Raw genomic sequence first — 26,005 nt, forward strand, 5'->3', positions numbered from 1 at the left:
GCATCATCCTCTCATTTCTCATCGTTACGTTCGTCGTCGTTGTTGTTGTTTTTATTTTTCTTGTCGACGTTCTGTTTGCTGTTGGTTTGTTTGTCGACGTTGGTTGAGCGGTCGTCAGTGATGTCCAGATTGATGTCGTCACTGCTTTTTCTTTCCGACGCCGCCTTCGGTGGCGTGCTGGCCAAACATTCCGGGGGAGGAGCCCCTAAAACGTCGTAGAACAGGGTGAAAGCGCCCAAGCAGCAATCGCGGAGGCGACGATGCCCATTGGTGCCATCGGGTTGCCTGGTCCACCGGAGCGTTCCGATCCGCACGGCGTCTTGGCACAGCATTGCCAGGGTGACGGCTTCCTCAGAGACGCCACTTGTGCTTTCTGTGCCCGGAAAAGCAGTTTGTGGAAGCGATCGACGCTCCGGGTGGAGGGTGAAGAATTCGTCGACCAGTTCCACGATGTTGTGGAAGCGTTGGATAGTCAGTCCAAATTGCGGAGCTGCAATATTAGGGTTGTTGCGGAAGATTTGCTTCCGACGGCTCAGCAGCAGCGTTGAGAACTCGTCACTGCGGCCGCGCGACGCGAAACTGGTCTGGAGGATGAGGTCCACCAAGGCCACGGTCACATGTTGCGGGTCGGCAGCAAGGAATTCTTTTCGTTCTTCCTCAGGGAGGTCGACAACAGGGTGGCCGAGGACGGCGGTTTCCTTGGAGTCGACATAGTTGAAGAACGTACGTTTCGAAATGTTGGCGGCGTCGACGATGTCCTCGATGGTGACGTTGTCATAGCCTTTGTCGAGGACAAGCCGGGTGGCGTGATCTTCGATAGCGCACAGGGTTTCTAAGCGCTTGCGTTCCCGAAGACCCCGTGGCGCATGAATTCCCTCGGTGTCGAGGTAGTTACGATTGCTTTCCACGAGAGCCAACCTTAGACCCAATTATGCACCGAGTGCAAAGTTGCGGTCGGTATAAGTCTGCATTGTGTGAAAGAAATCAAAAGCCCTTCAAGTGTGACTTGGGTCATGGTGGGACCGCTGGAGGCCATAAAAAAGGGCCACCCTCAAGGGGCGGCCCAGTGTTTGTAGGCGACTAGACGACGCAGGCGACTAGCGATGCATTCGCTTACTTATCGCGATCCGTGTTTGCCATCGCAAGCACGTCGAGGCGCTTATCCAGCTCTTCCTCCGTGAGCTTCTCACCGTCGACAAACCCGAGGTCAATAACGGTTTGGCGAATAGTCTTGCCCTCCTTCAGCGCAGTCTTGGCAACCTTCGCGGCAGCCTCGTAACCGATCGCGCTGTTGAGCGGAGTAACGATCGACGGCGACGACTCAGCCAGTGTCCGCATGCGCTCAGCATTGGGCTCAATTCCGTCCACCATCTTTTCGGCGAAGATCACCGCGGTGTTCGACAGCAGGCGGATTGACTCCAGAACATTGCGCGCCATCATCGGGATGAACACATTCAGCTCGAACGCGCCTTGCATGCCACCGGCAGCAATCGCGGCGTCGTTACCAATGACCTGGCACGCAACCTGAGTAGCGGTCTCACACATGACCGGGTTGACCTTGCCCGGCATAATCGACGAGCCCGGCTGGAGGTCAGGCAGGTGAATCTCGCCCAGGCCGGTCAGCGGGCCGGAGCCCATCCACCGGATATCGTTGGCGATCTTGTTGAGGGAGACAGCAATGCTCCTTAGTGCACCCGACATCTCGACGAGCCCATCGCGGTTCGCCTGAGCCTCAAAGTGGTTAACACATGGACGCAGTTCCTCGACACCGGTCAGTTTCACCAGCTCAGCGGTGACTTTGTCGCCGAAATCTTCGGTGGTGTTCAGCCCGGTTCCGACGGCCGTACCACCGATGGGGAGTTCACCGACGCGCGGCAGGGTGGCCTTCACGCGCTCGATACCAGCCTCGATTTGCCGAGCGTAGCCCGAGAACTCCTGCCCCAAGGTCACCGGTACCGCGTCCATCAGGTGGGTGCGTCCGGACTTCACAACCTCTTCCCACTCGGTCGCCTTGGCGGACAGCGACTTGTGCAGCGTCGTCAATGAAGGGATGAGATCCTTAACGGCAGCCTCCGTGGTGGCAACGTGCGTCGCGGTGGGGAAGGTGTCGTTCGAAGACTGGCCCATGTTGACATCGTCGTTAGGGTGAACCTCAACGCCGTTGTTCTTACAGATAGAGGCGATAACCTCGTTGGTGTTCATATTCGACGACGTACCGGAGCCGGTCTGGAAGACGTCGATAGGAAATTCTTTGTCGTGTTTGCCGTCGGCAATTTCGGTGGCCGCTGCGATGATGGCTTTGCCTTTGTCCTCTGAAAGTAGGCCACGGTCAAGATTGACTTGCGCACATGCTGCCTTGAGCAGGCCCATGGCGCGGATTTGTGCGTGTTCGAGGCCACGCCCCGACACTGGGAAATTCTGAACCGCACGTTGGGTTTGCGCGCGCCACAGTGCTGTGGCCGGAACCTTGACTTCACCCATGGTGTCGTGTTCGATGCGGTATTCCTGATCGCTCATGTTATGTAAGTCCCACCTTCATATGTGCTATGAGGATATGTGCAAAGTGGCAGAATTCGTGCCACCTCAAGTATGGCCCATCGGGAGCCTTGATGTGTGACTGATGTTGCCAAAAATACAACCTAGTGGTGTAGGTCATAGATCAGCGAGGCATGCGGCAAGCGCGTGGTTTGTGTGTACGCGTGAATGCCCGGAGAACAACAGATATCCCCGGGCATCACACCGACCCGAAAACGGGTCCTAGCTGTAATCGACGACAGCGTACTCTTCCAGCTTCGTCAACTGGTGATGCGACTCAATCATGCGGACAGTGCCGGACTTCGACCGCATGACCAGCGACCGCGTGATCGCACCGCGCGGTGAATACGTGACGCCACGGAGCATATCGCCGTTGGTTACACCTGTCGCAACGAAGAAGCAGTTCTGTGAATGAACGAGGTCCTCGGTCGTAAGAACCTTGCCCAGTTCGTGGCCAGCATCGAGAGCCTTCTGCTTCTCTTCATCATTACGCGGGGTCAGCACGCCCTGAATCTCTCCGCCCATGCATCGCATGGCACACGCAGTGATGATGCCTTCTGGGGTTCCGCCGACGCCCATCATGATGTCGATGCTGTTCTGGGTCTGATCTTGGGCGGCTGCCACAGCACCGGCGACGTCACCGTCGTGGATTAAACGAACCTTGGCTCCGGCGTCGCGAATTTCCTGAATGAGGTGCTCGTGGCGGGGACGATCCAAAACGACGACGGTAATGTCAGACGCCCTCTTGCCCTTGGCGTGCGCCACTGCGCGAATGTTGTCCTTGACCGGGGCGTTGACGTCAACAACGCCGCGGGCCTCCGCGCCGACCGCGATTTTCTTCATGTAAAACACGGCGGATGGGTCGTACATGGTTCCACGCTCTGCTGCGGCGAGCACCGAGATAGCGTTCTGACGGCCCTCAGCCATCAATGTGGTCCCATCAACAGGGTCGACAGCGATGTCGATATCGGGGCCTTCGCCTGTTCCGACCTCTTCACCGTTGAAGAGCATCGGGGCTTCATCTTTCTCACCTTCGCCGATAACGACCACACCGCGCATTGCCACGGTGTTGATCATCTGGCGCATGGCGTCGACAGCGGCTCCGTCGCCTTCATTTTTCTTTCCGCGGCCGACCCACCTGCCCGAGGCAAGGGCGGCGGCTTCCGTCACGCGGACCAGTTCCATAGCAAGGTTACGGTCCGGTGGTGTTTGTTTGTGGTCACTCATGGGTGGCACATGCCTCCTGTTTTGGCTTCAGTGATGGGGTTGATCATCTTCATTGTTTCACTTATGCGCCCAATAGCCGATTAATCTCACTCCCAAATAGGGGCAAAATGTGGTGAATCTTGTACTTTTTCGGAGGTGACCACAGGTTCTTCCTGTTGATTGGTGTGACCACGGCTATGCGGGCAGTGTGGCCAAGAATGAAACTAATACTGAGTGGTCGTCGTGGGTGGTTGGTGGCCGACATCGACCGGTGGTTTTGTGATCCCCCATGATGAACAGCCATAATCGTTCGCGTGCGCACGAAAAAGGTGGAGAAGCCAAGGATTTTCCAAGACGGCCGTGACATGATTATCTCGCTCGGAGTCATGCTCATCGTGATGTTCGTCGTCATCGGAGGGACAGGCCTGTGCCATTACCAGCCGGGCAACCCCAAAGAAGGCAAGGTCACCCGCGTTGACTACACCACGTTCTTACAGAGCGAGGCGCAATCCGCCGATTATCCCGTTCGCATACCTGCGTCGCCCGAGGGGTGGATTCCTAATTCAGCCCTTCGGATCAACCTCAACGGCCATTCTGGCTCCTCAGTCGGGTGGGTCCACGGCAAAGACTGGATCCGGTTTGTTCAAACGAGCGCATCCGTCGACGACGTAGCCCAGGGGCTCGATGGTAAAGCCCGGGAAGAAAAAGGAACGAAAGACATCGACGGAACAACGTGGCATGTGTTTGAGGGTTCCGACGATGACGTCCGCACGGCATGGGTCGTGGATAAGAAAGACGTGCGATGGGCTGTATCGGGCACCGGCAGCACCGATGAATTTTCGACGATGGCGAAGGCTATTCAGGAAGCAAAGCCAGAACCGTCTGCGGGAGAATCGGCCCCGTCCGAGGTGTCGTCTTCACCCTCGGCGTAATCACTATCCTCTAAGGCTTTCTCCACGCGGTGGCGGGCTCCCTCGAGGTAGTCTTCGCAGGTCCGGGCCAGTGCCTCGCCCCGCTCCCAGTACAGGAGCGACTCATCAAGGCTCATTTGGCCAAGTTCGAGGATGCGTACGACTTCAATGAGTTCCTGACGTGCTTCTTCGTAGGATAATTCTTCGACGGGTTTAAAGCGGGGGTTGGATTCGCCGGACCCGATGGTGAATGAGTCGGAATCGTTGCGGTCGGGCTGTGTCATAGATAGCTCCTTCGAAAGCGTTACGTGTGGTTAAGCGTGGTGTGTGGATAATCGTGATGTGTGGAGTTGGCTCATTGAGCCGGGGAGGTCGACATCGTGGCCGCAACGATTGATCCGTCGTTGAGCCGGATTCGCAGCTGAGACCCCGGTGGGGTTTGGTCAATCGAGGTCGCCACTTCGGACTCTTCACCGGGACGCTGTACTTGGACGATGGAATATCCTCGTGCAAGTGTTGCCGACGGGCCCAATGCTGAGACTTGCCCGCGCAGATGAGCGATCTCGGAGTTCGCGCGCTCCAGCAAGAGCGTGATATTTCGCCTAATGGACGACGCATCACGTGCCACGTCCTCTGCGTGGCGGTTTATCAGCGTCATCGGGTCGGCCATCACGGGCCGTTGGCGCAGATCATTCAGACGATCGCGCTCGTAGTCCAACCACCGGAAGAGCGCTTGCTGCCCGCGCTGTCGACAATCACGGATTCCCTCGAGCTCAGTAGCCATATCGATCACGACTCGTTTTGCCGCATCCGTGGGAGTCGCCGCCCGCAGGTCGGCTACGTCGTCGAGAACAGGGTTATCCGTCTCGTGCCCAATAGCGCTGACGATTGGTGTTCTCAGCGTGCTGACATGGCGAACGAGGCTTTCGTCGGAAAATGGAAGAAGATCTTCGACGGAACCGCCGCCGCGCGCCACGATGATAACGTCGACGGTGGGATCACGATCAAGGATGGTGAGCGCCTCTTTGACTTCAGGGACAGCGCTGGCGCCCTGGACTGGTGGATTGAGTGTCCGAATTTTCACCGCAGGCCATCGCTCTTGCGCGATAGAGATCACGTCGCGTTCTGCAGCGGAGCCTCGGCCGGTAATGAGTCCGATGCGTTGGGGGAGAACGGGGAGTGGTTTTTTCCGCTCCGGTGCGAGTAATCCTTCAGCAGCAAGGAGTTTACGGAGTTGCTCGATGCGAGCGAGTAGTTCACCAATCCCAACTGGGCGGATGTCGGTAATGGATAGCTTCAGCTGGCCACGGCTGACGGAATAATTCGGTTTCCCCAGAACAATGACCCGGTCACCATGCGACAGCGGTGTGGGAAGAGACGTAATGACGTGATTCTTGGCGATCAGCTCAATCGACATCTCCGCTTCGACGTCACGGAGGGTAAGGAACGTCCAGTACCGGGTCTGCTTCATCTGAGTGAGCTGACCCTCGACCCACACTGAACCGAGCTTAGAAATCCAGTCTCCGATTTTGCGGTTAAGGATGCGGACGGGCCACGGGGCTTCGGGGGAGGTAAGTCCGCCTCGAGCGGTGCGTGACCCCGACGTGGTCGGATCCTGTTTCGCAGTCATATGCCCCACTTTAATGGCTATCTAGGACATAACCGGCAGCTCATGCGAAAGTGCTGATTGCCACTGGTTTTCTCTGTGGCTTCGACGTGGGCGCTGTTGGCCTTGATGTGGCGTCCTTAGTCCCGACGTGAATGCCGTGGCCGGGTCGTCCGCGGCGGCAGGGAGGACGCGCCGTCGTCGGGACGGTAAGTCCGCGGCGTGAATTTCTTCGACGGATACGTGGGAGACTGATCCCGGTACCGATCGCGATCCCCTTGGTGCGTCGGCCGGGACGGGGCGTCATGCTGCCGACGAGATACATCGGAGCCTTCATATCGATCCTCGTATCGGCTACTCACTCGCGAGGATCGGTTCGTCTCATAGGAACGCGGTTGGTGACGCCGCGACGGTGAGGAGGACCGTCGAGAATCGGTGCGTGCCGAATCTATCGATGTACTCGTCGAGTCCGAGCGATACTCTTGCGACCGGTGGGCACGAGAAGCAGAAGCTCGTTGCTTTTGTTGCCCGTTCCGCGGTGCCCGCGATGAGGCAGTTTGACGTCGTTCCGTGACGCGTGCGGTTTGCCGTCGGTACAACCAGCATCGCACAACCGCAATGATGGCGCTGATCACGACCGTCCAGAAGAGAACGAAGAAGTGCTGGACAACCGGGAAGAAGTTCGCCAACAGCGAGGTCTTAGAAAACACCCCGACGCCCTCGGAATGCCCGCTCAGCTTTCCGGCCAGGAGGGAACAGATGGGCGTGAGCACCGTGAAAAGGATGGGTTGCGCACAGACAGTGACGAGCAGCCCTTGTACCTGGACGAGCAGCGTCGTGATGAGCGACGATGCAACGAAGAAAATGAAGTACCACCGGCCCAGGGTTCCGTCACCGGCCGAACTGATGAGCATGCCGGTCGCCATGGAGGCAGCGATGATCGCCAGGGGAGCCCACCAGAGCAGTCCCCAGAACCGATTGTCGTTGCTGTTGGAGCGCCCCGAAGAAGTTCTCGGGGAGGCAGCAGGAGTTCGATATTCTGACACAGGGAATTAGGGTACCCGTTTAAGTCCTATTTATTGGTAGGCAGACCGGTAACGGGCATTGTTGGGGTTGTTTCGGAGTCTCGTCGTACATTTTCAGTATATTGACGATTGCTTAGCGCTTTCTTTCGGGTCGTGACTTCTTTATCGATAAGTTCACTGAAGTATCGCAACCAGACGGCAATTGTAGCCATGACGGGTACAGCCAGGAACGCACCGATAATTCCGTACAAATTACTACCGACGGTGACGGATAGAAGAACAATGACCGGGTGGAGATTCATCGCCTTTGATTGCAGGATTGGGGAGAGGACATTTCCTTCAAGTTGCTGAACCGCGATGATGATGGCGAGCACAATTAATGCCGTCGTGAAGCCATTCGATACAAGGGCAATAAGGACGGCGACAGCTCCCGCTACGATCGCGCCAACGATCGGGATGAAACCACCCATGAATGTGATGACTGCCAGCGGTAGAGCAAGCGGTACGTTGAGGATGACCAGCCCAAGTCCGATGAAGAAAGCATCGATGAGTGAAACAATCGCCTGAGCACGGATGAATCCCCCGAGCGTATTCCAGGACCGCTGCAGCAGGTCAACGATGTGCCCTTTACCCCGTTTGCCTGAAATTTTGCCTAGCCAAGGGAGGAAACGATCGCCATCTTTCAGGAAGAAGAAGGTGATCATCAGAATAACGCCGAGCATCACCGCCAATTCTGATGCCTTATTTACACCTGTTACGACGCCCGCAATGATTTGATCCGAGCTGGATTTAATCTTGTCGATTCCCTCATCCAGATAGTCGTTGATCTGTTGATCATCAAGATTAAGGGGTGGACCTTGAACATAGTTCTGAACCTTTTCCAGCCCCTTGATCGATTGATCTGCCAATTGAGAGGATTGTTCGACGGCGCTCGGTGCGATGAGGCTGAAGAGGCCGACGATGATAGCCAAGGCGCCTAAGACGGAGACCAAGGCTGCGAGCCATCGGGGAAAGTGCGCTTTGCGCATCCAATTTGTAGGAATCCAGAGCAGCGTGCAGATGATGAGGGCGATCAAGATGGGAAGAACACCCCTCCACAGCAGACCAATCGCTCTCCATGCAACGATGCCGCCGGCGATGAGCAGGATCAGCCGTATTGACCAGGCTGCGATGATGGAGACGACGTCGCCAATGACTGCGAGACGGTCTTTGGGGGCGTCGGAGGGGTCGACCTCGGGGTGGAGTTCGCTGCCGCGGAATGGCGTACTGGGGTTGTGCGAGTGGCCTTCCGCGTTCGTTGACGGGTCTATCTTGCGGCTCCCGGCCGATGGAGCGGAGTCGGTTGCTTCCTGACCGTTTTTTTTGCGGCGGTTGAAGAGTGACATTATTTGTTCTCCTCCATGCCGTCGTCGGTAGTAGATGTGTTACTGCGTGCGTCCGAGTGTGTCGGCTCTGGCCCAGGCTGTGCCGTCACCGAACTGTGATTCGCCGCAGTGCTCGTTTCTGGATCAATAACGACGATGGGCTGCACGGGATCAACAACGTGACTGTCCACTTGCTCACTGGCGTACCGGAGTAAGACTGCGCCCACGGCCGCGAGAGGAACGGCAAGAAAGGCGCCGACGACTCCGTAAACGCTTCCACCGATGGCTACCGAGGCCAGGATGATGACTGGGTGCAGGTTCATTGCTCGCGATTGCAGGATGGGGGAGAGGACATTGCCTTCGATTTGGTGCACTAACAGGATGAGCAGCGCGGTCAACAGCGCCGAAATCCACCCATTGGCGACGAATGCGATGACAACCGCCACAGCACCCGCAACTAGTGCGCCGAAGATCGGGATAAACCCACAGAAGAAATTGAGTACAGCGAGCGCAAGGGCTAGCGGGACATGAAGGATCGATAACCCGATGGCAATAAAGACGGAGTTCAGGAAGGAAATAATTGCTTGTGCGCGGATGAACCCTCCGAGAGTTTTCCACGACCTGGCGAATATCTCGTGGAGGTGCGTCCCAATCGAGCCTGAAAACTGACGATCAATCCACGGTAAAAACTTGTGGCCGTCGTTCAGGAAGAAGAAGGTCAGCATGAGGACAATGCCCAAGGTGACAGCGACCGACGACGCAGCCGACGCTCCTGACAGCACGGAGCTGACAAGGGAGCCGGAATGCTCCTGAATGTGAGCGGCGGCTTCGTCAAGGGCTTGGTTGAGCTGGGCGTCTTTGATGTTGAGCGGTGGCCCATTGAGCGCTTCTTTAGTTTCCCGCAAGGAGTGGGAGGCGCGGTGAGCTAATGATTCAGACTGGTCGATAACACTTGTTGTGACGAGGCTGAGCGTGCCAACAACAATGACTGCAGCGCCCAAAATAACCACGATCGCTGACAGGGCCTGGGGGACCTTGTGCTTAGTTAGCCAGTGAACTGGCGGCCACAGCAGAGTGCAGACAATGATTGAGATCATTACTGGCAGGAGCGCACTCCACATCAGTCCTAATCCATACCAGAGAAGAAACGCGGCCAGCGCGATGGCAAGGAACCGTAAGCACCACAAGGCCAATCGCTTGATATTAACGGCTATCGATGCCGAACGGCTTGCCTCCGTTAAGGGCGCATGGGCGTAATACGGAACGCCCATGACCTCGTCAGCGTTATCACGATTGGCCAGCTGACTTGCATGTTTGCGGCTAAGGGGAGCGAGCGAACCGGGCACGTTTCCCGGTTCTGGTTCGGTAGAGGATTTCATCATCACGGACTATTGTGCACTATTCAGCCCGGTTAGTGTGATCTCTGAAGCACAATTGCTTTAATAACCCTGATCATAAAGCTTTTCATCCGTGGCTTCGGGGTCGTTACCGAGCTTGCCCGAAGTCTCATCAGGATGTTTCACGAGCGAGTAGGTACTCGTCGCTAGGCCACCCCATATGACCAACATGAACAGGACCATCATCATGACTGCTGTTCCACTCATTGGTCTTCATCCTTTCCGTTCTTAGCATCGCTGGTTGTCGAAGTTGTGTGCGCTGCAAGGCCGCTGGTGAGAGGTTGGCTTGTTGAAGTGTCACGGTGTGTATCGAGCGTGACAGCTTCGACCCGGCTGCGGCGTTGGCGTTGGCGTTGCTCGGCAGCGAATCCGGCTTTGCGTAATTCGTGGTTCTGAGGGGTGACGATCCGCTGATGTACGTTGAACTCCACACCGAAGTCAGTACCGGGTGGTCCAGATAAAGACGGGTTTCCACGCCAGGGAACAACAGACATCATGAAGGCGACCACCACGATCAGTGTGACAACCCCCCATCCGTAGATGTCAATCTGCTGGTCGGAATAGCCACCATAATTGGACTTGAACAGGTTATGAAGTTCCTGGATCAGAGTGTAGCCAAGAATGATCGGTGTGATGTTGGTCACGCAAATTCGCCAGAAGTTGCCCACTTGGAATGACGACACTGCATTAAGGTGCAGGGAAAACTCGTCGAGTCGGCGCAAAATCCAGTCCACGCACACGATGGTGATCAAGGAGATACACACAATGCCAACGTTGTTTGTGTACTTGTCCATGATGTCCAACGTGGATAAGCCTGATGTCGTGGAAAAGAGGGCCAAAGAAATAATGCCCATGACCACACCAGTGCCGATGGCTGCGCTCTTTCGATCAAGGTTTAATTTGTCTTTCACCGCTGAGACAACCACTTCCAACAGTGAGAAGAGCGATGTGAAGCCCGCGATGGCGAGTGAACCAAAGAAGAGGACACCAAATAGGGCGCCACCAGGCATGGAATTGATGATGGTTGGGAAAGCTACAAACGCGAGGCCAATACCGTTGGACACAACCTTGTCCACGGGAACGCCTTCTTGGCTCGCCATATATCCCAATGCAGCGAAGACACCGATGCCGGCCAGAAGTTCAAACCCAGAGTTCGCGAAGCCGGTGACCAGGCCAGTTCCGGTGAGGTTAGTTCGTGGTTTCAAGTATGACGCATAGGTCAACATGATCCCGAAGCCTACGGACAGTGAGAAGAAAATCTGCCCATACGCAGCGACCCAGACTTCCGTATCCGTCAACGCGGACCAATCCGGGGTAAAAAGTGCGTCCAATCCCTTTGACGCGCCATCCATAAAGAGTGCGAATACCACAACGATGAGGAACAGTACAGTGAGCAAGGGCATAAACAACTTAGAGACCTTGCCGATACCCTCGTCGACCCCCATTGCCAACACAATGATCGTCGCTACCCACACTAAAGCTAGGGCGATAGCGATTTGCCACACGATTGACGTCGAAAATGTTTGTGTTGCTTCGGAGTGAAGGAACTCGTCGGAGAAATAGGCGTCGGGTTTGCTTCCCCATGCTCGGGTGAATGATTTGATGGTGTACAACCCGGCCCACCCAATGATGGCCGCGTAGTAAATCGAAATGAAGAATGCGATGCCGACCTGGATCCAGCCGATGGGCTCGGTCCAACCGCTGATGCGCTTAAACACAAGGGGAGCTGACCCGCGGAACCGGTGCCCCAGGGTGTAGTCGAGGAAGAGTAGAGGGATTCCTGCAGTCAGCAGCGCGATGATGTACGGAATGAGGAACGCGCCGCCACCATTGGAATACGCCACATATGGGAAGCGCCAAATATTTCCTAAACCGACGGCTGAACCGATGGCAGCCAAGAGAAAAGCTGAGCGGGAAGAGAACGTTTCGCGCGATGCAGCGGAAGCGTCACTCTCTGAGGGGGAATGAGACATATAAAAGATGCCTTTCCGCTAAGGCTTCGACCCAATCGAGTCAGGCGGCTAGTAAGCGCGTCTGCATGGCTCGACGGGAGTTGCCGTGATGGGGAGAAATGGATTGGTCCGTACGGGTGGGGGACGCAAGCCGGCATCACGCCGGGGGTGGTGGCGTGCTCGACCGTGAAAATACTATCACCCTGTGTCCGACGTCCCGACGGCGTTCCGCCGAGGTTTTGTCGGTGTTCTGTCGGCGCGAATGGCGCGTGACGTGCGACAGTGTGTCGCTGGTGTGCTGCCCCGCCGAGTCGAGGTCCCCGCATCGATGGCGATTTTTACTGCACGTAGGATGTGTGGCATGAGTCTTACCCTCGGAATTGTCGGTCTACCCAATGTAGGAAAATCCACCCTTTTCAACGCCCTGACCCGCAACAATGTGCTGGCGGCTAATTACCCCTTCGCGACGATCGAGCCCAACGTCGGCCTGGTCGAGTTACCGGACGCGCGCCTGAAACGCTTGGCAGAGATGTTCGATTCTGCGGAGATCATCCCGGCGACGGTCTCTTTCGTTGACATTGCGGGCATTGTGAAAGGTGCCTCTGAAGGGGAGGGGCTGGGCAACCAGTTCCTGGCGAACATTCGCGAGGCAGACGCGATTTGCCAGGTTGTTCGTGCTTTCACGGATGACGACGTGGTGCATGTTGATGGAAAGGTCGATCCGTCGAGCGATATTGACGTTATTGAGACTGAGCTGATTTTGGCGGACCTGCAGACGCTGGAAAAAGCTCTTCCTCGTTTGGAGAAGGAAGCGAAGAAGGATAAAGACAAGGCGGCGGAACGCGATGCCGTCGGCGAGGCTTTGAAGGTGCTTGAAGATGGCCACACGTTGTTCTCTGCGAAAGATTCGCTTGACTTATCGGCGTTGAAAGAATTGAACCTGTTGACGGCAAAGCCGTTCCTTTATGTTTTCAATTCAGATGAAGCCGTTCTGAGCGATGAGGCAAAGAAGAAAGAATTGACGGAGTTGGTTGTTCCGGCTCAAGCGGTGTTCCTCGATGCCGAGACCGAGGCTGAATTACTTGAGCTTGACGACGACGAAGCCGCGGAACTGCTGGCATCCGTGGGACAGGACGAGCCCGGTCTGAACAAGTTGGCTCGTGCTGGTTTTGCCACGCTGGGGTTGCAGACGTACCTCACTGCTGGACCTAAAGAAGCTCGCGCGTGGACGATCCACCAAGGAGATACTGCGCCTCAAGCTGCCGGCGTTATTCACTCCGACTTTGAACGCGGGTTTATTAAGGCAGAGATCGTTTCGTATGACGATTTGAATGAGTTGGGTTCCATGGCGGAGGCCCGGGCGCATGGCAAGGTTCGTCAAGAAGGTAAAGATTATGTCATGCAAGATGGCGATGTTGTTGAATTCAAGTTCAATGTTTAACTGATTCGCGTTTTTTCGTTATCGCTGAATGGGTGTGCTGTGTGGCGCTTGGTTGCACGGTGCGTGTCCGCACGGAATTTGTCCGCACGGATCTCGACCTCATGGGAGAAGAGTAATGAAGGCTTTATTACTTCCGAAGCCCGGTGATTGTGAAACGATGACCGTCGGCGAGCTCCCCATTCCCGAGCCGGGACCGGGGGAGATCCGGGTGAAGGTTCGGGCGAGTGGGCTCAATCCCTCTGATTTCCAGCGAGCTGGTCACGAGCTACCTGGTGCTCCATACCCATTTGTTCTGGGAATCGACGTTGCCGGCGTGGTTGATGCGATCGGCCCGGATGTTCGCCGTTGTGAGATCGGTGATCGCGTAGCTGTCCATAACGATATTCGTCGGCGTGGTGGATTTGAGGAATATGCGGTGGTGGACGCGCGCGCTACCGCGATCATTCCCGATAATGTGTCGTTCACGTCTGCAGCTGCTGTTCCTTCCGCCGGCCTGACCGCTTATCAAGCGATTGACCGGAAACTGCAGGTGACGAACAGTGATACGGTTCTGATTACTGGTGCGGGTGGGGGCGTGGGCGGTTTCGCTGCCCAACTCGCGGCCAGCCGAGGTGCTCATGTCATTGGGGTCGCGTCGGGAAAGCATGAAGATCGTGTGCGGTCTTTGGGTGCTCACGAGTTCATTGATTACCGGACTACCGACGTTGGTGATCGGGTCAGGGAGATCACGGACGGGCAAGGTGTTGATGCCGTTCTTGACGTAGTGGGGCCGATTCAGCGACTGAAAAGCTTCAGCTCCTGGCGTTTGCTGGCCGGATTGCGACGACGGCGGGCGACCCTGATTTCAGCACAGTGAACTCTCTTGATACTGGGCTGTCATGGTTTGGGCTGGCCACCGGGCTGGCGTATGTGCATGGGACCGATAGTGATGTCGAGGAACTGGGGTTGATGTTGGAAGAACTTTTTGCTCTTGTTTGCGACGGAGAGGTCGATCCGATCGTGACGTCGACGATTAGTCTCGATGAAGTGCCGCATCGGCTCGCGGAAATGGCCGAGGGTAAATCGGGAGGGAAAACTGTCGCCGTGCTCTAAGGTTGCCGCCGACGGTAGTTCAACGAAGCCGCGATGCTGACTTTTTAGCGCATCTTTTTAGCGAAACCTGGGTTATTGGACGTATCGACGGAAAACGTTTATTGGCACAGCATGAGGCAACTGTAATCGTTCTTAGGTGCTGCGATTGTCGCGATAGTTATTTACTTCAGGCTTGTTTTATTTCCGGCATCAAGGTTAAGGATTTCTATTTTCGGTTAAATAGCCGATCTACTGCTTTTCGGTTTGAACTGCTTAGCTATAAGTTATAGCCGGTCATGCTGGATGGTGTACCATCGGCGGACGGTACAACGCAGTCTCTTAATCACGTCGGCTCTCGCGTCTGATGTGAGGAACAAACGGCTCATCCTTATCTTTTCTCCTGTTTGATAAGAAAGTGTGACTCAGTGAAAAGCGCACAGCTCATTGTCCAGACCCTTCGAGCTCAAGGTGTCCGGTATATTTTCGGGGTTCCCGGAGCCAAAATCGATGAAGTGTACGACGCTCTTGTCGACGCGGACGATATTGAGGTCGTTGTATGCCGTCATGAGCAAAATGCCACGTTTATGGCCCAGGCTATCGGCCGATTAACGGGGAAACCGGGGGTTGTTTTGGTTACCTCGGGTCCAGGGACGACGAACCTGGCCACTGGGCTCGTGACTGCAAATACCGAGCAGGATCCCGTGGTTGCAATTGCGGGCACCGTCGGGTTGCCAGACAGGTTGAAGAGAACGCATCAATCTCTCGATGCTGTGAACTTTTTAGCGCCGGTCACCAAATTCACTGCTGAATCGACGTGTGTCGATGACGTTTCGGAACTTATCACCAACGCATTCCGCGAGGCCCAGCAAGAGCCGCGCGGTGCCGCTGCTGTCATGGTCCCGGCGGACGTCGCTGGGTCTGAAACATCTGCGCCTCTTCTTGAGTTTCCTGACCCGGCACCGCTGGGGCCGGCATCGCAGGCGCTCGTCGATAAGGCCAAAGAACGTATTGAAAACGCTAAATTGCCGGTGCTGCTCGTTGGAATGCGAGGGGCTGGGGAGAGCGCGGTCCGCGAACTCCGCCAATTAGTGAAAACGACGAATCTTCCTGTCGTCGAAACCTTCCAAGGGGCGGGAGTTATTTCTCGTGAATTAGAGAATAACTTCCTTGGGCGTGTTGGTTTGTTTAAAAACCAACCTGGCGATGTTCTGCTCAATAAGGCAGACTTAATTATTTCTGTCGGTTACGATTCGGTGGAATATGATCCGCGTGTGTGGAATTTCAATGGCCAGCACGACATTATCCACATCGATTCCATTCAGGCCGACATCGATACTCACTACCGTCCAACCTTAGAACTCGTCGGTGATATTTCGGGCACACTTCATGAGCTAAATAGTGTGATGGATCCGATTGACGTTGAAGAGACTGAGCGCTCATTCATTGACCGACGGCTTGAAGCCTTGGCTCGTACTCAGCGTCAGGGTGCAGAGCAGGCGACGAGTGATTCGGGTGTTAATCCTGCTCGGCTGGTGCTTACACTTCGGGAGCTTATTACCGACGACAAAACAACGGTGGCGGCGGATATCGGAACCCATTCCATTTATCTCGCGCGGTATTTCCGCACGTATGAGCCCCGGACGTTGCTGTTTTCTAATGGGCAGCAGACCCTCGGCGTTGCGTTGCCGTGGGCAATCGCAGCGGCTTTAGTTAACCGGGATCATCCGGTTGTATCTGTGTCCGGCGATGGCGGTTTCCTTTATTCAGCGCAGGAATTGGAGACAGCGACACGTTTAGGACTTCATCTTGTCCACGTTATTATGCGAGATAATTCGTATGACATGGTCAAGTTCCAACAGGAGAACAAATTTGGCCGCCCATCAGCCGTTGAATTAGGCGACTATGACGCGGTGAAATACGCAGAAGCATTCGGAGCCAAAGGGTACCGCGTTCACACGCTGGAAGGCTTTTCCACCGCGTTTTCCCAAGCGATGGAGGACGACGGAGTATCCATCGTTGATGTATCCGTCGATTACACGGACAGCGTGTCGTTAGCTCAGCACTTGGACTTCTCCGTGCTGAACTAACAATGGCTGATTTCTTGGACGCTTAATCCTTCTTAGCGTCTTTCTGACGCTTTGCCTGCTTGACGGCGTGCTCGAGCTCGTTTTTATCCATGTCGGATCGGCCCCCGATATTCAGTCGCTTAGCGTCTTCATAGAGCTGAGCTTTCGTCCGACCTTGTGGACCCTGATGGGAGCGCTGTCCCCCTCGCTCAGAGGGAGACTTGTCATTGACAGACGTCGATGAAGCCTGTTCAGATTCACCCTGCTGCGCACGGGTTTTATTGACCGTGCGGGCTGCGATCTCTTCGGCAGTACTCTCCGAGCGGCCCTTGTCCTTGAGTGAATCCTTAATGTGCTCGTATTGCCGTTCGCGTTTCTTATTCCATGCTTGTTGAGGCATAACAATCACCGTCCTTGCCCTACAACGATATGCTCGTCGATCGGGGTTCGGAGGCAATTGGGTGATATGAAACCCTATGCTTCGGGAATATCTGCGCCATATTCTTCGATCGTGATGTCAGTGGGTGCCGGGCCAGTACGGTGTCCGGTATCCAACGCGTCGATGGTGGTCAGTTCATCCTTCGTTAACGAGAAATCGAATACGTCGAAATTCTCCTTGATACGAGACTCATGCACTGACTTTGGAATTGCAGAACGACCCTCATCAATATGCCACCGCAACATAATTTGCGCCGCAGTTTTACCGTACTTCGCCCCAATTTCTTTGAGAGTGGGGTTATCAAGAGTACTAGTCCGGTTTTCTCCCCATCCCGGGTAGAACGTAATTCCACCAATCGGTGACCATGCCTGTGACAGAACACCATGTTTGGCGTCCGCCTCGAGTGTCTCCGTGTTTCGGAAATAAGGATAAATTTCCACCTGATTAACCGCGGGAACTACCTCTGTCTCTTCGATAAGTTTGTCGAGGTGCTCGGGCAGGAAATTGCTGACGCCGATGGCACGAACACGTCCCTCTTTCAAGAGGGATTCCAATCCACGATATGCATCGAGCGTGAGGTCAAGGTGCGAAGGCAGTGATTGATGCAAAATCAACAGGTCAATAGTGTCAACACCCAATTTCCCGGCGGATTTATCGAAAGCGTGGCGGGTTTTGTCGTAGCCGAAGTCGTTAATCCACACCTTGGTCTCTAAGAAAACCTCATCGCGGGGAACACCAGAGTTCCGGAGGCCTTCACCAACTTCGCGCTCGTTGCCATAGATGGCCGCCGTGTCGATATGGCGATATCCGGTTCGTAACGCTGTTTCTACAGCTTGCGCGGTGTCTTCCGGGCTGGATTGGAAAACGCCGAAACCCAGGGATGGGAGTTCAACACCATTGTTCAAAGTCAGGGTAGGGATGGAATTCGTCATGATTCTCCAATCAGATTTGATAGCTGTTCATCGCCGTATGCGTTGACAAGCACTCGTCGGAAATGCTCGCTGAGAAAATAAATTCTTTTTACACAATCGCGACGACGATAAAAACGTTGTGGATCTTGGTGGAATTGTTGGCAAAAAGTTGGGATCTCGAGTTGCTTACCCGACAGGGTTTCATCGGCCTTTGACGATCGTCGCTGTTGGTTTGCTGCTCACTAATGTCACCTCCACGAAGTCATTGTCGGACGTGAGCTCGGTGCAGGGCCTTAAGTGGATATCAAGTATCCGCTACCATGTAGCGTAGCAAAGATGTGGATATCGTGCATCCACTTGTTATGGTTGCTGTGGAGAAAAACGCGCGAACCGATACCTTCCTTAGCTCTTAATGGGAAAACAGTGGAGGAAACCTACCCTGATGGCTCAATCAAAATTGCGAAAAGATGCTGCTCACAATCGGGAATTGCTCCTCAAAGCGGGGCGTGACTTATTCGCTCAGCGGGGCTTGCGCGTCACTCTTAATGATGTTGCTCATCATGCCGGGGTAGGGGTTGGAACTGCTTATCGCCGTTTTCCAAATAAGGAAGCGCTGCTGGAGGCGATCGTCGAACGACAGGTAGACGAATTGGAAGAGATTCTTCACGATGCACTCGAGGAAGACGACCCATGGGCGGGTATCGTTACATATTTAGAGAGGTCGTTGGTCCTCCAGACGCACGACCGCGCGATGGCGCAGTTGCTTTCTGGACGTCATATGTCACCCGAGAGCTTCGACCGTGAGAGGGATCGGCTTGCTCCGCTGATTAATTCCCTCGCTGACCGTGCTCGTCGGGCAGGGGTGATCCGAGATGACATTGTCGGAACGGATCTTGTCATGATTCAGATAGCCGTCGTATCAGTGGCGTTGACCTGCGCAGATCGAGAAGGTGTGAGTAAACGCGATGACGTTGCAGAGGTGTATCGACGGTCTCTGTGGATCATGCTTGACGGGCTCAAACCCGCACGTGATGGTGTTTCGCCCTTGCCCGTCGATCCTTTAACCACGGAGCAAGCCCACGCCCTCTTGGGCTCGAAGGGTGTACCGTCGAAACTCGGGAAGGATTTTTCCTGACCGTGACGTAGATGAATCGCGGTTTTAGCTATCACTATATTGTCGGCCACTCTGGCATTTCGGTTATTTCAGTCAGTTCATACTTATTCGTTGTAGAAAACCATGTGGTTCGCGAAGTGGCTCCTAATTGTTGTAATAGTTTCATTTATTGGAGAAAGGTGACGACATGAGCGTCATAGAAGAGAAATATACGTTGGCCAATGGGGTTGAGATCCCGAAACTAGGGCTTGGTACCTGGTTTATTGACGACGACAAAGCAGCGCAAGCTGTTCGCGACGCCGTGAAGATTGGTTACCGCAACATCGACACTGCTCAAGCGTATGGAAATGAGCGTGGCGTCGGGGAAGGAATACGGACGGCGGATATTCCACGAGAAGATTTATTTGTCTCAACGAAGCTAGCTGCTGAAATTAAAAATTATGATGAAGCAGTTAAGGCGATCGATGGGTCCCTGGAGACCATGGGTTTAGATTATGTTGATCTGATGCTCATTCATGCTCCACAACCGTGGGATGATTTCCGTGGTGGCGACTACTCCGAGGGGAACCGCCAAGCATGGCGTGCTTTGGAGGAAGCATATCAAGCGGGGAAAATTCGAGCTATCGGCGTTTCGAACTTCTTGGAGTCAGACCTTAATAAAATCTTAGATTCTTGTTCGGTCAAGCCATTAGTTAATCAACTGCTTGTGCATGTGGGAAATACACCCCATGAACTGCTGTCTTTCTGCGCGTCTAACGACATACTTGTTGAAGCCTATTCGCCAATTGCTCACGGCGAAATGCTGAAGAATAAAGACGTTGCCGAGATAGCGGAGAAATATGGCGTAAGTATTCCGCAACTGTGCATTCGTTACACTCTGCAATTGGGAACGGTATCGCTGCCAAAGACCGCCAATCCGGATCATATGCAGAGCAATGCAGACGTTGACTTCGTCATTTCAGATGAGGGTATGGATGCTCTGAAGAAATTAGATGCTCGGGATTATGGCGAGAGCAGCCAATTCCCCGTGTATTCCGGGAAGTAAAGCTCGCTGCTGGGTGCATAGTCCACCCCCTTGCGACTATTCGCACTTCATTCACACCATTGGTGCGGCCAGACTCCACCAATGGTGTGGTCTGCCCTGAGGGATAAGTCACAACTCGATCGTCGCTGGAATTTCGTGCACTACACTGATCGACGCATGTTTGAAATCAACCCCGGAAGGGAGATCATGGACGTCGACAAAACAGTTGATGAGTATTACCAGCAGATTCTCAAGCGGAACCCGGGTGAGCCTGAATTTCATCAAGCCGCTCAGGAGATCCTCAGCAGTCTGAAGTACGTCCTCCGAAAAGACGATCACTACGCAGATGAAGGCCTCATCCAACGTCTCGCTGAACCTGAACGTCAAATTATCTTCCGTGTTCCGTGGATTGATGACCAGGGGAATGTCAGGGTCAACCGTGGTTTCCGTGTTCAGTTTAATTCTGTCCTCGGGCCATACAAGGGTGGTCTCCGCTTCCATCCGTCTGTGAACTTGGGCATCATCAAGTTCCTTGGTTTTGAGCAGATCTTTAAAAATTCCTTGACCGGCCTACCCATCGGTGGCGGTAAAGGCGGTTCGGACTTTGATCCGAAAGGTAAGTCCGAACACGAAGTGATGAGATTCTGCCAGTCGTTCATGCTGGAGCTCCAGCGCCATATCGGCGAGGATATCGACGTTCCTGCAGGTGACATCGGCGTCGGTGGGCGCGAAATCGGCTACCTTTTCGGTCAGTATCGACGCATCACGGGCCGTCATGAGTCCGGAGTTCTCACTGGTAAAGGCCTGACCTGGGGTGGATCTCTCGTCCGCACGGAAGCCACAGGTTACGGCGTTGTCTACTTCATGCAGGAAATGATGGCGTCGAACAAAGAGCGGCTTCATGGCGCGAAAGTCATCGTCTCTGGCTCGGGAAACGTAGCTATTTACGCCATTGAGAAGGCGCAAGAGCTTGGTGCCACGGTCGTCGCATTTTCCGATTCGTCGGGGTATGTCTCTACCCCCGAAGGGGTGGACGTCGAGCTTCTCAAAGACGTCAAAGAAGTGCGTCGTGGCCGTGTGTCGGATTATGCCAACGAAACCGATAAGGCGACGTTCCACGAAAAGGGCAACATTTGGGAAGTTAAGGCCGACGTCGCGCTCCCGTGTGCAACGCAGAACGAGTTGGGTGAGGAAGACGCCAAGATGCTCGCGGACAATGGCTGCAAGTATGTGGCCGAGGGTGCGAATATGCCTTGCACGCCGGAAGCGATCGACGTCTTCAATACCCGCCACACACTTTTTGCGCCTGGTAAAGCGGCTAACGCCGGTGGTGTGGCGACCTCCGCGCTGGAAATGCAGCAGAACGCGTCGCGTGATTCGTGGTCGTTCAACTACACCGATCAGCGTTTGCGTGACACCATGCATAACATCTTCAGGGCCTGCAACGATACCGCCAATGAGTATGAAGTCCCTGGTGACTACGTTGTCGGCGCCAATATCGCCGGCTTCAAGAAGGTTGCCGATGCCATGCTCGCACAGGGCGTGATTTAGCAGCGAGTGATTGAGTAAGAAGCGGCTGAACCGTGGCCACGATCAGGGGATCATGTATCCCCTCATTTCTTCATGAGGAATGTCTTACTAATCAACGGTGTTCCTATAAGTATGAAGAAATTTGGATCTTTGAGTTTCGGCCATTATTCGGGACGCGCGACCGATGGCAACGGATACACGGCACGCAATGCCTTGCAAGAAGCCGTCGAATTAGCGAAAGCCGCTGATGAGTTAGGCGTTAATGGTGCATATCTTCGTGTGCATCACTATCTTCCGCAGCACGCGAGCCCCATTCCGTTATTGTCCGCCATGGCAGCTGTAACGAAGAATCTCGAAGTGGGCACTGGCGTGATTGATATGCGCTACGAAAACCCGCTTTACCTGGCAGAAGAGGCCGCTGCCCTCGATTTACTCAGTAATGGCCGTGTTGCCCTCGGCGTGTCACGGGGATCACCTGAAGCTGCTGACCGCGGGTGGGAGTCCTTTGGGTACACCGGCTCAACAGATCCCCGTGGCTCTGATATTGCTCACCAGCATTTCGATACGTTCCTCCGTGCAGTGCGCGGGGAACCCATGGCCACTGCCGCGGAGGATCAGTATCCGGCGATGTACCGGCCGGGCGCTGGTCTGCCGGTTATGCCTCAGTCGCCCGGTTTGGATCACCGCATCTGGTGGGGTGCTGGCCGTCGTGAAACCGCCGAGTGGGCTGCGGAACAAGGCGTTAATCTGATGAGCTCCACACTCCTTACTGAGGCCACCGGCGAAGCCTTCGCGGATCTCCAGGCGCAGCAACTACAGCATTATCACGAAGCGTGGAAACGGGCGGGCCACGATTGGACCCCGCGTGTGTCGGTAAGCAGGACTATTTTCCCGATTATCGACGGCTATGACCGCAAACTGTACTTAGGGGGCCAATCCAAAGACGGTATTGGCGTGATCGACGGGGTGAATGCAACCTTTGGAAAGACCTACGCGGCCGAGCCAGACCAACTCGTCGAACAACTGCGTAATGACGCAGCCGTGATGGATGCGGATACGCTCATGCTGACCATCCCGAGCCAACTCGGCGTCGAAGCGAATAAGAAAATTCTTAAGTCCTTCGCTTTATATGTCGCGCCTGAGCTCGGCTGGGAACCAGCTAACCAGGATTAATTAACTGATGGAGATTAGTTGTTAGCGGGCTTGATTTCGTCCTCGACGACCCACTTGTGGTTGGTGACTTTCATGCCATCGGCTTCATAATTCACCATGTACACGGTTTGGTCTGTAGAGGACACAATTTTTCCTTTGGCGCCCTTCATTCCTTTCATATGGTCTGCTTCGATAGTGACCTCGGTGCCGTCAGGAATTCTTTCGGTGCCAGCATCTTTTATTTCTTGCTGGACCACCCACTTGTGGTTTTTCACTGGCTTGCCACCATCCGTCGGCGTGTAATCCACTTCATATGTATATGTGGAGAACGCTCCCGCGATCGTGGCCTTCGCGCCCTTCATTCCCTTCATATGGTCAGCTGTCAACGTGACGGTGCTGCCAACGGGGTAGGTAGGATGAGCATCAACCGTGATACCTTCCGGTGCAGCACCGCCGTCCATGGAATGATCCATCCCTTGGTGAGCGTCGTTGTCCTGAGAATCGCTCGGCGCAGACGACTCTGACGTGCCCGTTTCGGATGATGACGACTGCTGAGACGCAGTGGTGGTTGCTGAGGTCGTGTCCTCGGATGACTGATCAGAATCCTCATCGACCGTGCACCCGCTGAGGACGAGTGCAGTGCTGACAGCGCCCACAGTGAGTAGTGAGGCAATACGGCTTCGGCGGCGTAATGAACGCATGATCCCTCTTCTTTTATTTCTTATACTTCGCTGTTCTATACCTCTAATACGCCCACTGTAATACGACACTTTTTACGTTGGTAGCGGTTCACTTTTATTGCGCACCATTGTCGGCGAACCATTGTTCAGGCATGGCAATTCAACTTCGTGGATTACTTGCCGACGTGTGTATCGTCGACGTGCCGACGAAGGGCGGGGTTGGGAACCGCGATGCTCACACGCGTGAGTGGCAGAAGAGGGGGAATCGCTGCGTCGAAAGACAGACAGCGTCGGGATATGGCCAGCTCCGAAATGTGGCTAGCGCGACTCTATGGATCCGAGCGGAGTGGTGCGCCACCGGATCCCGAAGGAAAGCTATGCCAATGTCACGCCATGGGGTTGTAGAGTTTCGTATGAGTGACTAACACTTCGCGATCACCGGTGGGCTGTTGGAGTTCTTTATTCAGCTCCGCCATGACCGCTTCGCGTGCTCCGTCGTAGTCATCAAAAAAGCCGAGTACGTCACTATCTGATTTCTTTTCACCGTTATTCTTAACGACCACATAGGTGGCGGCGTCTGGCGCAGATACCTGATGCTTAGTGTGGGTAAAAGGATCTCTATAGATGAATGACGTTGACACGAATAATTCTCCTGAGTTCTAAGTCCAGATTGTTAGGGCGATCGCCGGAAGCAAGTTTAGTAGTTAGTTCACCAAAAGTGGGAGCATATAACCCTCTATTTAGTGCTATGACCCATTATTGATACGTGACCGTTATAGTGCCGGCGTTCTAGGGCACTTATTCGTGCAGCGACGTAACAAAAGACCACAATAGGTCCGACGCGTGCGGAAGCGCGTGGATAAAGTCATCAGGCCGATCAGCGTGTGACGGATGCCATGTCACGCAATACTCGAAGGACTCGGGCCGGGGCGTATAGCTGATCCCAAACCCCTCCGGCACACTGGGAACAAAGGCGTAGCGGACGAAATAATCGGCCCCACCAATTGACGTCGTGGAAAGAAAATCATATGTGGTGGCAACAACACCCGGATCGGTTAGAAACTCTGTCCCGGTGAGCTCCTGACCTTCCGCTTCCATCGTGGCGGCCGTAAACCGGAGACCCAAAAGGTGGCGGTCAACGCCGTCCCCACGCTTGCACGCCTTGACCCACGCTCGATGGGCGTCGAGGACATCGTCAAGATGCTGACGCGTTGCGTTCCCACTAAGTAACAATGACGCGAATGTCACAGCTTGCGGAGTGACCGCACGCAAACACTCTGTGCGCCCGGCGCGATATTCACGCATGTCAACGGCTTCGTACACTCCTCGCGCTCGTCCGTAGGTCTGGAGTTGTGCAATCGTCAAGATAAGCTGCTGCGCAGCGTCGGCACTAATTCGGAAGGGAAGCTGATCTGCCGGTGGGTGGGGGACCGTCACAATGCGCGTGGCGATATCGGTGAAATCTCGGGACACGTCACTGGCAGCTTCTTTCAGGGTGGGGATGTCCTCATCCGACCAGTCCCAGGTCAATTCTTCCGGTGGTGGGGGAGTCTTATAAGAATGAGGAGTGGGAATGGTGACATCGTGCATACGACGTATCGCGGTGACCAGTGTCGCGCCGTCCACGGTGGAGTGTTCCACGTTCAGGCTCAACCAGGAGTCGGCCAGGCTCATCTCGTAGCTAATGGGTTTGTATGCCCAGCTGTGTCCGGGTTCGAATGCGGAGTGACGGAGGTGGTCGGCGTCGTCACGGAGCTCGTCGGTGAGGGTGATGGTGAAGAGGAAGTTCGTCAGGCGTCGGTAGGTGTGTTGGTTGTGGGGCTGCTTGAGTGCCCGCTCCAGGATGGGGGCGAGAGTCTCGCTACCAACGGCTGACGGAACGGCAAAGTCCAGGTCAGCTGGGGTCTGTTCACGTGATTCAGGTTTGTCCTCACCGGGGTGAATAATTGCGTTGATCGACGCCGCGAGGGAACCGACATCGCGGAGTGAGCCGTCATGGCCGGTTACGGGCACGGAGAAGAGGCGCCCCAACCAGAACACACCTATTTCCCTGTCGCGGTCACCCAAGTCGGCGCGATGGATGGTGTCGAGGCCGGGCTGTGGATGGCGTATTCTGCCATCGAAACACTCCCATTGGTCCATGGTGGTGGGGTTTCCTCGCGCATCGGTTTCCTGAGGAGTGGCTCCCCGGGCTTGGGCGAGGTGAATGGTGGCGGCGCGGTAGATGAACTCAGCTGCCCGGCCGACACCTGGGGCAGAGGGTAAAAAACACGAGTTGATCTGGAACGACACGTTCGTACTGTGAAGTAACGAGGTGCGAGTGGAAAGGTAGCCGCGTAACCATTCCGCCGAAAACCAGCTTTGGCCCGCCTCCCGTTCTGTGGCCGCGAATCTTTCAAGCTCTTTCTGGATTTTTGGGCCCGATCGGTGCAAGAAAACTGAACCCGCGGTGCGCGTAGTGGTCACGACGTCCGCGGGGGCGACTGCGCTAGCAGCAGAAACGAGCGCTGTGACAGTCTGTTCAAGTGAAGGCAGGGGAAGGGTTTTCAGTTCCGGTGCGGTCATATATTTATTCTGTCTA

General features: G+C 54.9%; 22 protein-coding genes and 1 pseudogene. 8 read left to right on the top strand and 15 right to left on the bottom strand.

Annotated elements, in window-relative coordinates; translation table 11 throughout:
- Positions 1–11: 11 nt before the first annotated feature.
- From JMN36_RS05960 to glpX, 3 genes are all read right to left on the bottom strand, one after another.
- The gene (locus JMN36_RS05960) at positions 12–908 is read right to left on the bottom strand and encodes a TetR/AcrR family transcriptional regulator (protein WP_236881623.1); all 897 of its coding nucleotides are present in this window, start codon (positions 906–908) and stop codon (positions 12–14) included.
- A 205-nt stretch (positions 909–1,113) separates the two neighbouring features.
- Positions 1,114–2,517 (bottom strand): class II fumarate hydratase, encoded by a 1,404-nt coding sequence (locus tag JMN36_RS05965; RefSeq protein WP_221924018.1) that lies wholly within the window; start codon positions 2,515–2,517, stop codon positions 1,114–1,116.
- 240 nt (positions 2,518–2,757) lie between these two features.
- Complete coding sequence (gene glpX / locus JMN36_RS05970; RefSeq protein ID WP_012731237.1) at positions 2,758–3,762, bottom strand: class II fructose-bisphosphatase; 1,005 nt, start codon at positions 3,760–3,762, stop codon at positions 2,758–2,760.
- 293 nt (positions 3,763–4,055) lie between these two features.
- Between glpX and JMN36_RS05975 the strand changes: the two genes are divergently transcribed.
- Positions 4,056–4,673 (top strand): DUF4245 domain-containing protein, encoded by a 618-nt coding sequence (locus JMN36_RS05975; protein ID WP_204088223.1) that lies wholly within the window; start codon positions 4,056–4,058, stop codon positions 4,671–4,673.
- Here JMN36_RS05975 and JMN36_RS05980 read toward each other — a convergent pair.
- From JMN36_RS05980 to JMN36_RS06010, 7 genes are all read right to left on the bottom strand, one after another.
- Positions 4,601–4,936, bottom strand: coding sequence for an exodeoxyribonuclease VII small subunit (locus JMN36_RS05980; protein ID WP_204088224.1), 336 nt, complete (start codon positions 4,934–4,936; stop codon positions 4,601–4,603). The genes JMN36_RS05975 and JMN36_RS05980 overlap by 73 nt on opposite strands.
- Before the next feature lie 71 nt (positions 4,937–5,007).
- Complete coding sequence (gene xseA, locus JMN36_RS05985; RefSeq protein ID WP_204088225.1) at positions 5,008–6,282, bottom strand: exodeoxyribonuclease VII large subunit; 1,275 nt, start codon at positions 6,280–6,282, stop codon at positions 5,008–5,010.
- Positions 6,283–6,398: 116 nt separating this feature from the next.
- The gene (locus JMN36_RS05990) at positions 6,399–7,304 is read right to left on the bottom strand and encodes a DUF6542 domain-containing protein (protein WP_204088226.1); all 906 of its coding nucleotides are present in this window, start codon (positions 7,302–7,304) and stop codon (positions 6,399–6,401) included.
- A gap of 26 nt (positions 7,305–7,330) precedes the next feature.
- The gene (locus tag JMN36_RS05995) at positions 7,331–8,668 is read right to left on the bottom strand and encodes an AI-2E family transporter (RefSeq protein WP_204088227.1); all 1,338 of its coding nucleotides are present in this window, start codon (positions 8,666–8,668) and stop codon (positions 7,331–7,333) included.
- Entirely contained in the window at positions 8,668–10,029 is a 1,362-nt protein-coding gene (locus tag JMN36_RS06000) for an AI-2E family transporter (protein ID WP_204088228.1), read from the bottom strand. The genes JMN36_RS05995 and JMN36_RS06000 overlap by 1 nt, the downstream gene beginning before the upstream one ends.
- 57 nt (positions 10,030–10,086) lie before the next feature.
- Positions 10,087–10,251: a methionine/alanine import NSS transporter subunit MetS gene (gene metS / locus JMN36_RS06005; protein WP_204088229.1), complete on the bottom strand. Its 165-nt coding sequence runs from the start codon at positions 10,249–10,251 to the stop codon at positions 10,087–10,089.
- Positions 10,248–12,017, bottom strand: a complete 1,770-nt coding sequence (locus tag JMN36_RS06010; protein ID WP_204088230.1) for a sodium-dependent transporter — start codon at positions 12,015–12,017, stop codon at positions 10,248–10,250. The genes metS and JMN36_RS06010 overlap by 4 nt, the downstream gene beginning before the upstream one ends.
- Positions 12,018–12,357: 340 nt before the next feature.
- On the opposite strand from JMN36_RS06010, the gene ychF reads away from it, so the two are divergent.
- The 3 genes and pseudogenes from ychF to alsS all read left to right on the top strand — a co-directional run bounded on the left by ychF (position 12,358) and on the right by alsS (position 16,595).
- A complete protein-coding gene (ychF, locus tag JMN36_RS06015) occupies positions 12,358–13,437 on the top strand; it encodes a redox-regulated ATPase YchF (RefSeq protein ID WP_221924019.1) in 1,080 nt (359 codons plus the stop codon).
- A gap of 157 nt (positions 13,438–13,594) precedes the next feature.
- Positions 13,595–14,529, top strand: a pseudogene (locus tag JMN36_RS06020) (zinc-binding dehydrogenase).
- Positions 14,530–14,933: 404 nt separating this feature from the next.
- A complete protein-coding gene (gene alsS, locus JMN36_RS06030; protein ID WP_204088234.1) occupies positions 14,934–16,595 on the top strand; it encodes an acetolactate synthase AlsS in 1,662 nt (553 codons plus the stop codon).
- 22 nt (positions 16,596–16,617) lie between these two features.
- Here alsS and JMN36_RS06035 read toward each other — a convergent pair whose 3' ends face one another.
- The gene (locus JMN36_RS06035; RefSeq protein WP_204088235.1) at positions 16,618–16,974 is read right to left on the bottom strand and encodes a plasmid stabilization protein; all 357 of its coding nucleotides are present in this window, start codon (positions 16,972–16,974) and stop codon (positions 16,618–16,620) included.
- Positions 16,975–17,048: 74 nt separating this feature from the next.
- Positions 17,049–17,945: an aldo/keto reductase gene (locus JMN36_RS06040; protein ID WP_204088236.1), complete on the bottom strand. Its 897-nt coding sequence runs from the start codon at positions 17,943–17,945 to the stop codon at positions 17,049–17,051.
- A gap of 421 nt (positions 17,946–18,366) precedes the next feature.
- Here JMN36_RS06040 and JMN36_RS06045 point away from each other — a divergent pair, with 421 nt between their 5' ends.
- From JMN36_RS06045 to JMN36_RS06060, 4 genes are all read left to right on the top strand, one after another.
- Positions 18,367–19,059, top strand: coding sequence for a TetR/AcrR family transcriptional regulator (locus JMN36_RS06045; protein WP_204088237.1), 693 nt, complete (start codon positions 18,367–18,369; stop codon positions 19,057–19,059).
- Positions 19,060–19,225: 166 nt separating this feature from the next.
- Positions 19,226–20,083 carry an aldo/keto reductase gene (locus JMN36_RS06050; RefSeq protein WP_204088238.1) on the top strand — a complete coding sequence of 286 codons (858 nt, stop codon included), beginning with the start codon at positions 19,226–19,228 and terminating at the stop codon, positions 20,081–20,083.
- A 186-nt stretch (positions 20,084–20,269) separates the two neighbouring features.
- Entirely contained in the window at positions 20,270–21,613 is a 1,344-nt protein-coding gene (gdhA, locus tag JMN36_RS06055) for an NADP-specific glutamate dehydrogenase (RefSeq protein ID WP_204088654.1), read from the top strand.
- Positions 21,614–21,724: 111 nt separating this feature from the next.
- Complete coding sequence (locus JMN36_RS06060) at positions 21,725–22,765, top strand: LLM class flavin-dependent oxidoreductase (RefSeq protein ID WP_204088239.1); 1,041 nt, start codon at positions 21,725–21,727, stop codon at positions 22,763–22,765.
- 14 nt (positions 22,766–22,779) lie between these two features.
- On the opposite strand, the gene JMN36_RS06065 is transcribed toward JMN36_RS06060, so the two are convergent.
- The 3 genes from JMN36_RS06065 to JMN36_RS06075 form a co-directional block, all read right to left on the bottom strand.
- Positions 22,780–23,445, bottom strand: coding sequence for a YdhK family protein (locus tag JMN36_RS06065; RefSeq protein ID WP_204088240.1), 666 nt, complete (start codon positions 23,443–23,445; stop codon positions 22,780–22,782).
- Between the two features lie 365 nt (positions 23,446–23,810).
- Positions 23,811–24,065: a hypothetical protein gene (locus JMN36_RS06070; protein WP_204088241.1), complete on the bottom strand. Its 255-nt coding sequence runs from the start codon at positions 24,063–24,065 to the stop codon at positions 23,811–23,813.
- A 157-nt stretch (positions 24,066–24,222) separates the two neighbouring features.
- Complete coding sequence (locus JMN36_RS06075) at positions 24,223–25,989, bottom strand: choline/carnitine O-acyltransferase (protein ID WP_221924021.1); 1,767 nt, start codon at positions 25,987–25,989, stop codon at positions 24,223–24,225.
- Positions 25,990–26,005 lie beyond the last annotated feature (16 nt).

This window comes from Corynebacterium pseudokroppenstedtii (assembly GCF_019754945.1).
Taxonomy (GTDB): Bacteria; Actinomycetota; Actinomycetes; order Mycobacteriales; family Mycobacteriaceae; genus Corynebacterium; species Corynebacterium pseudokroppenstedtii.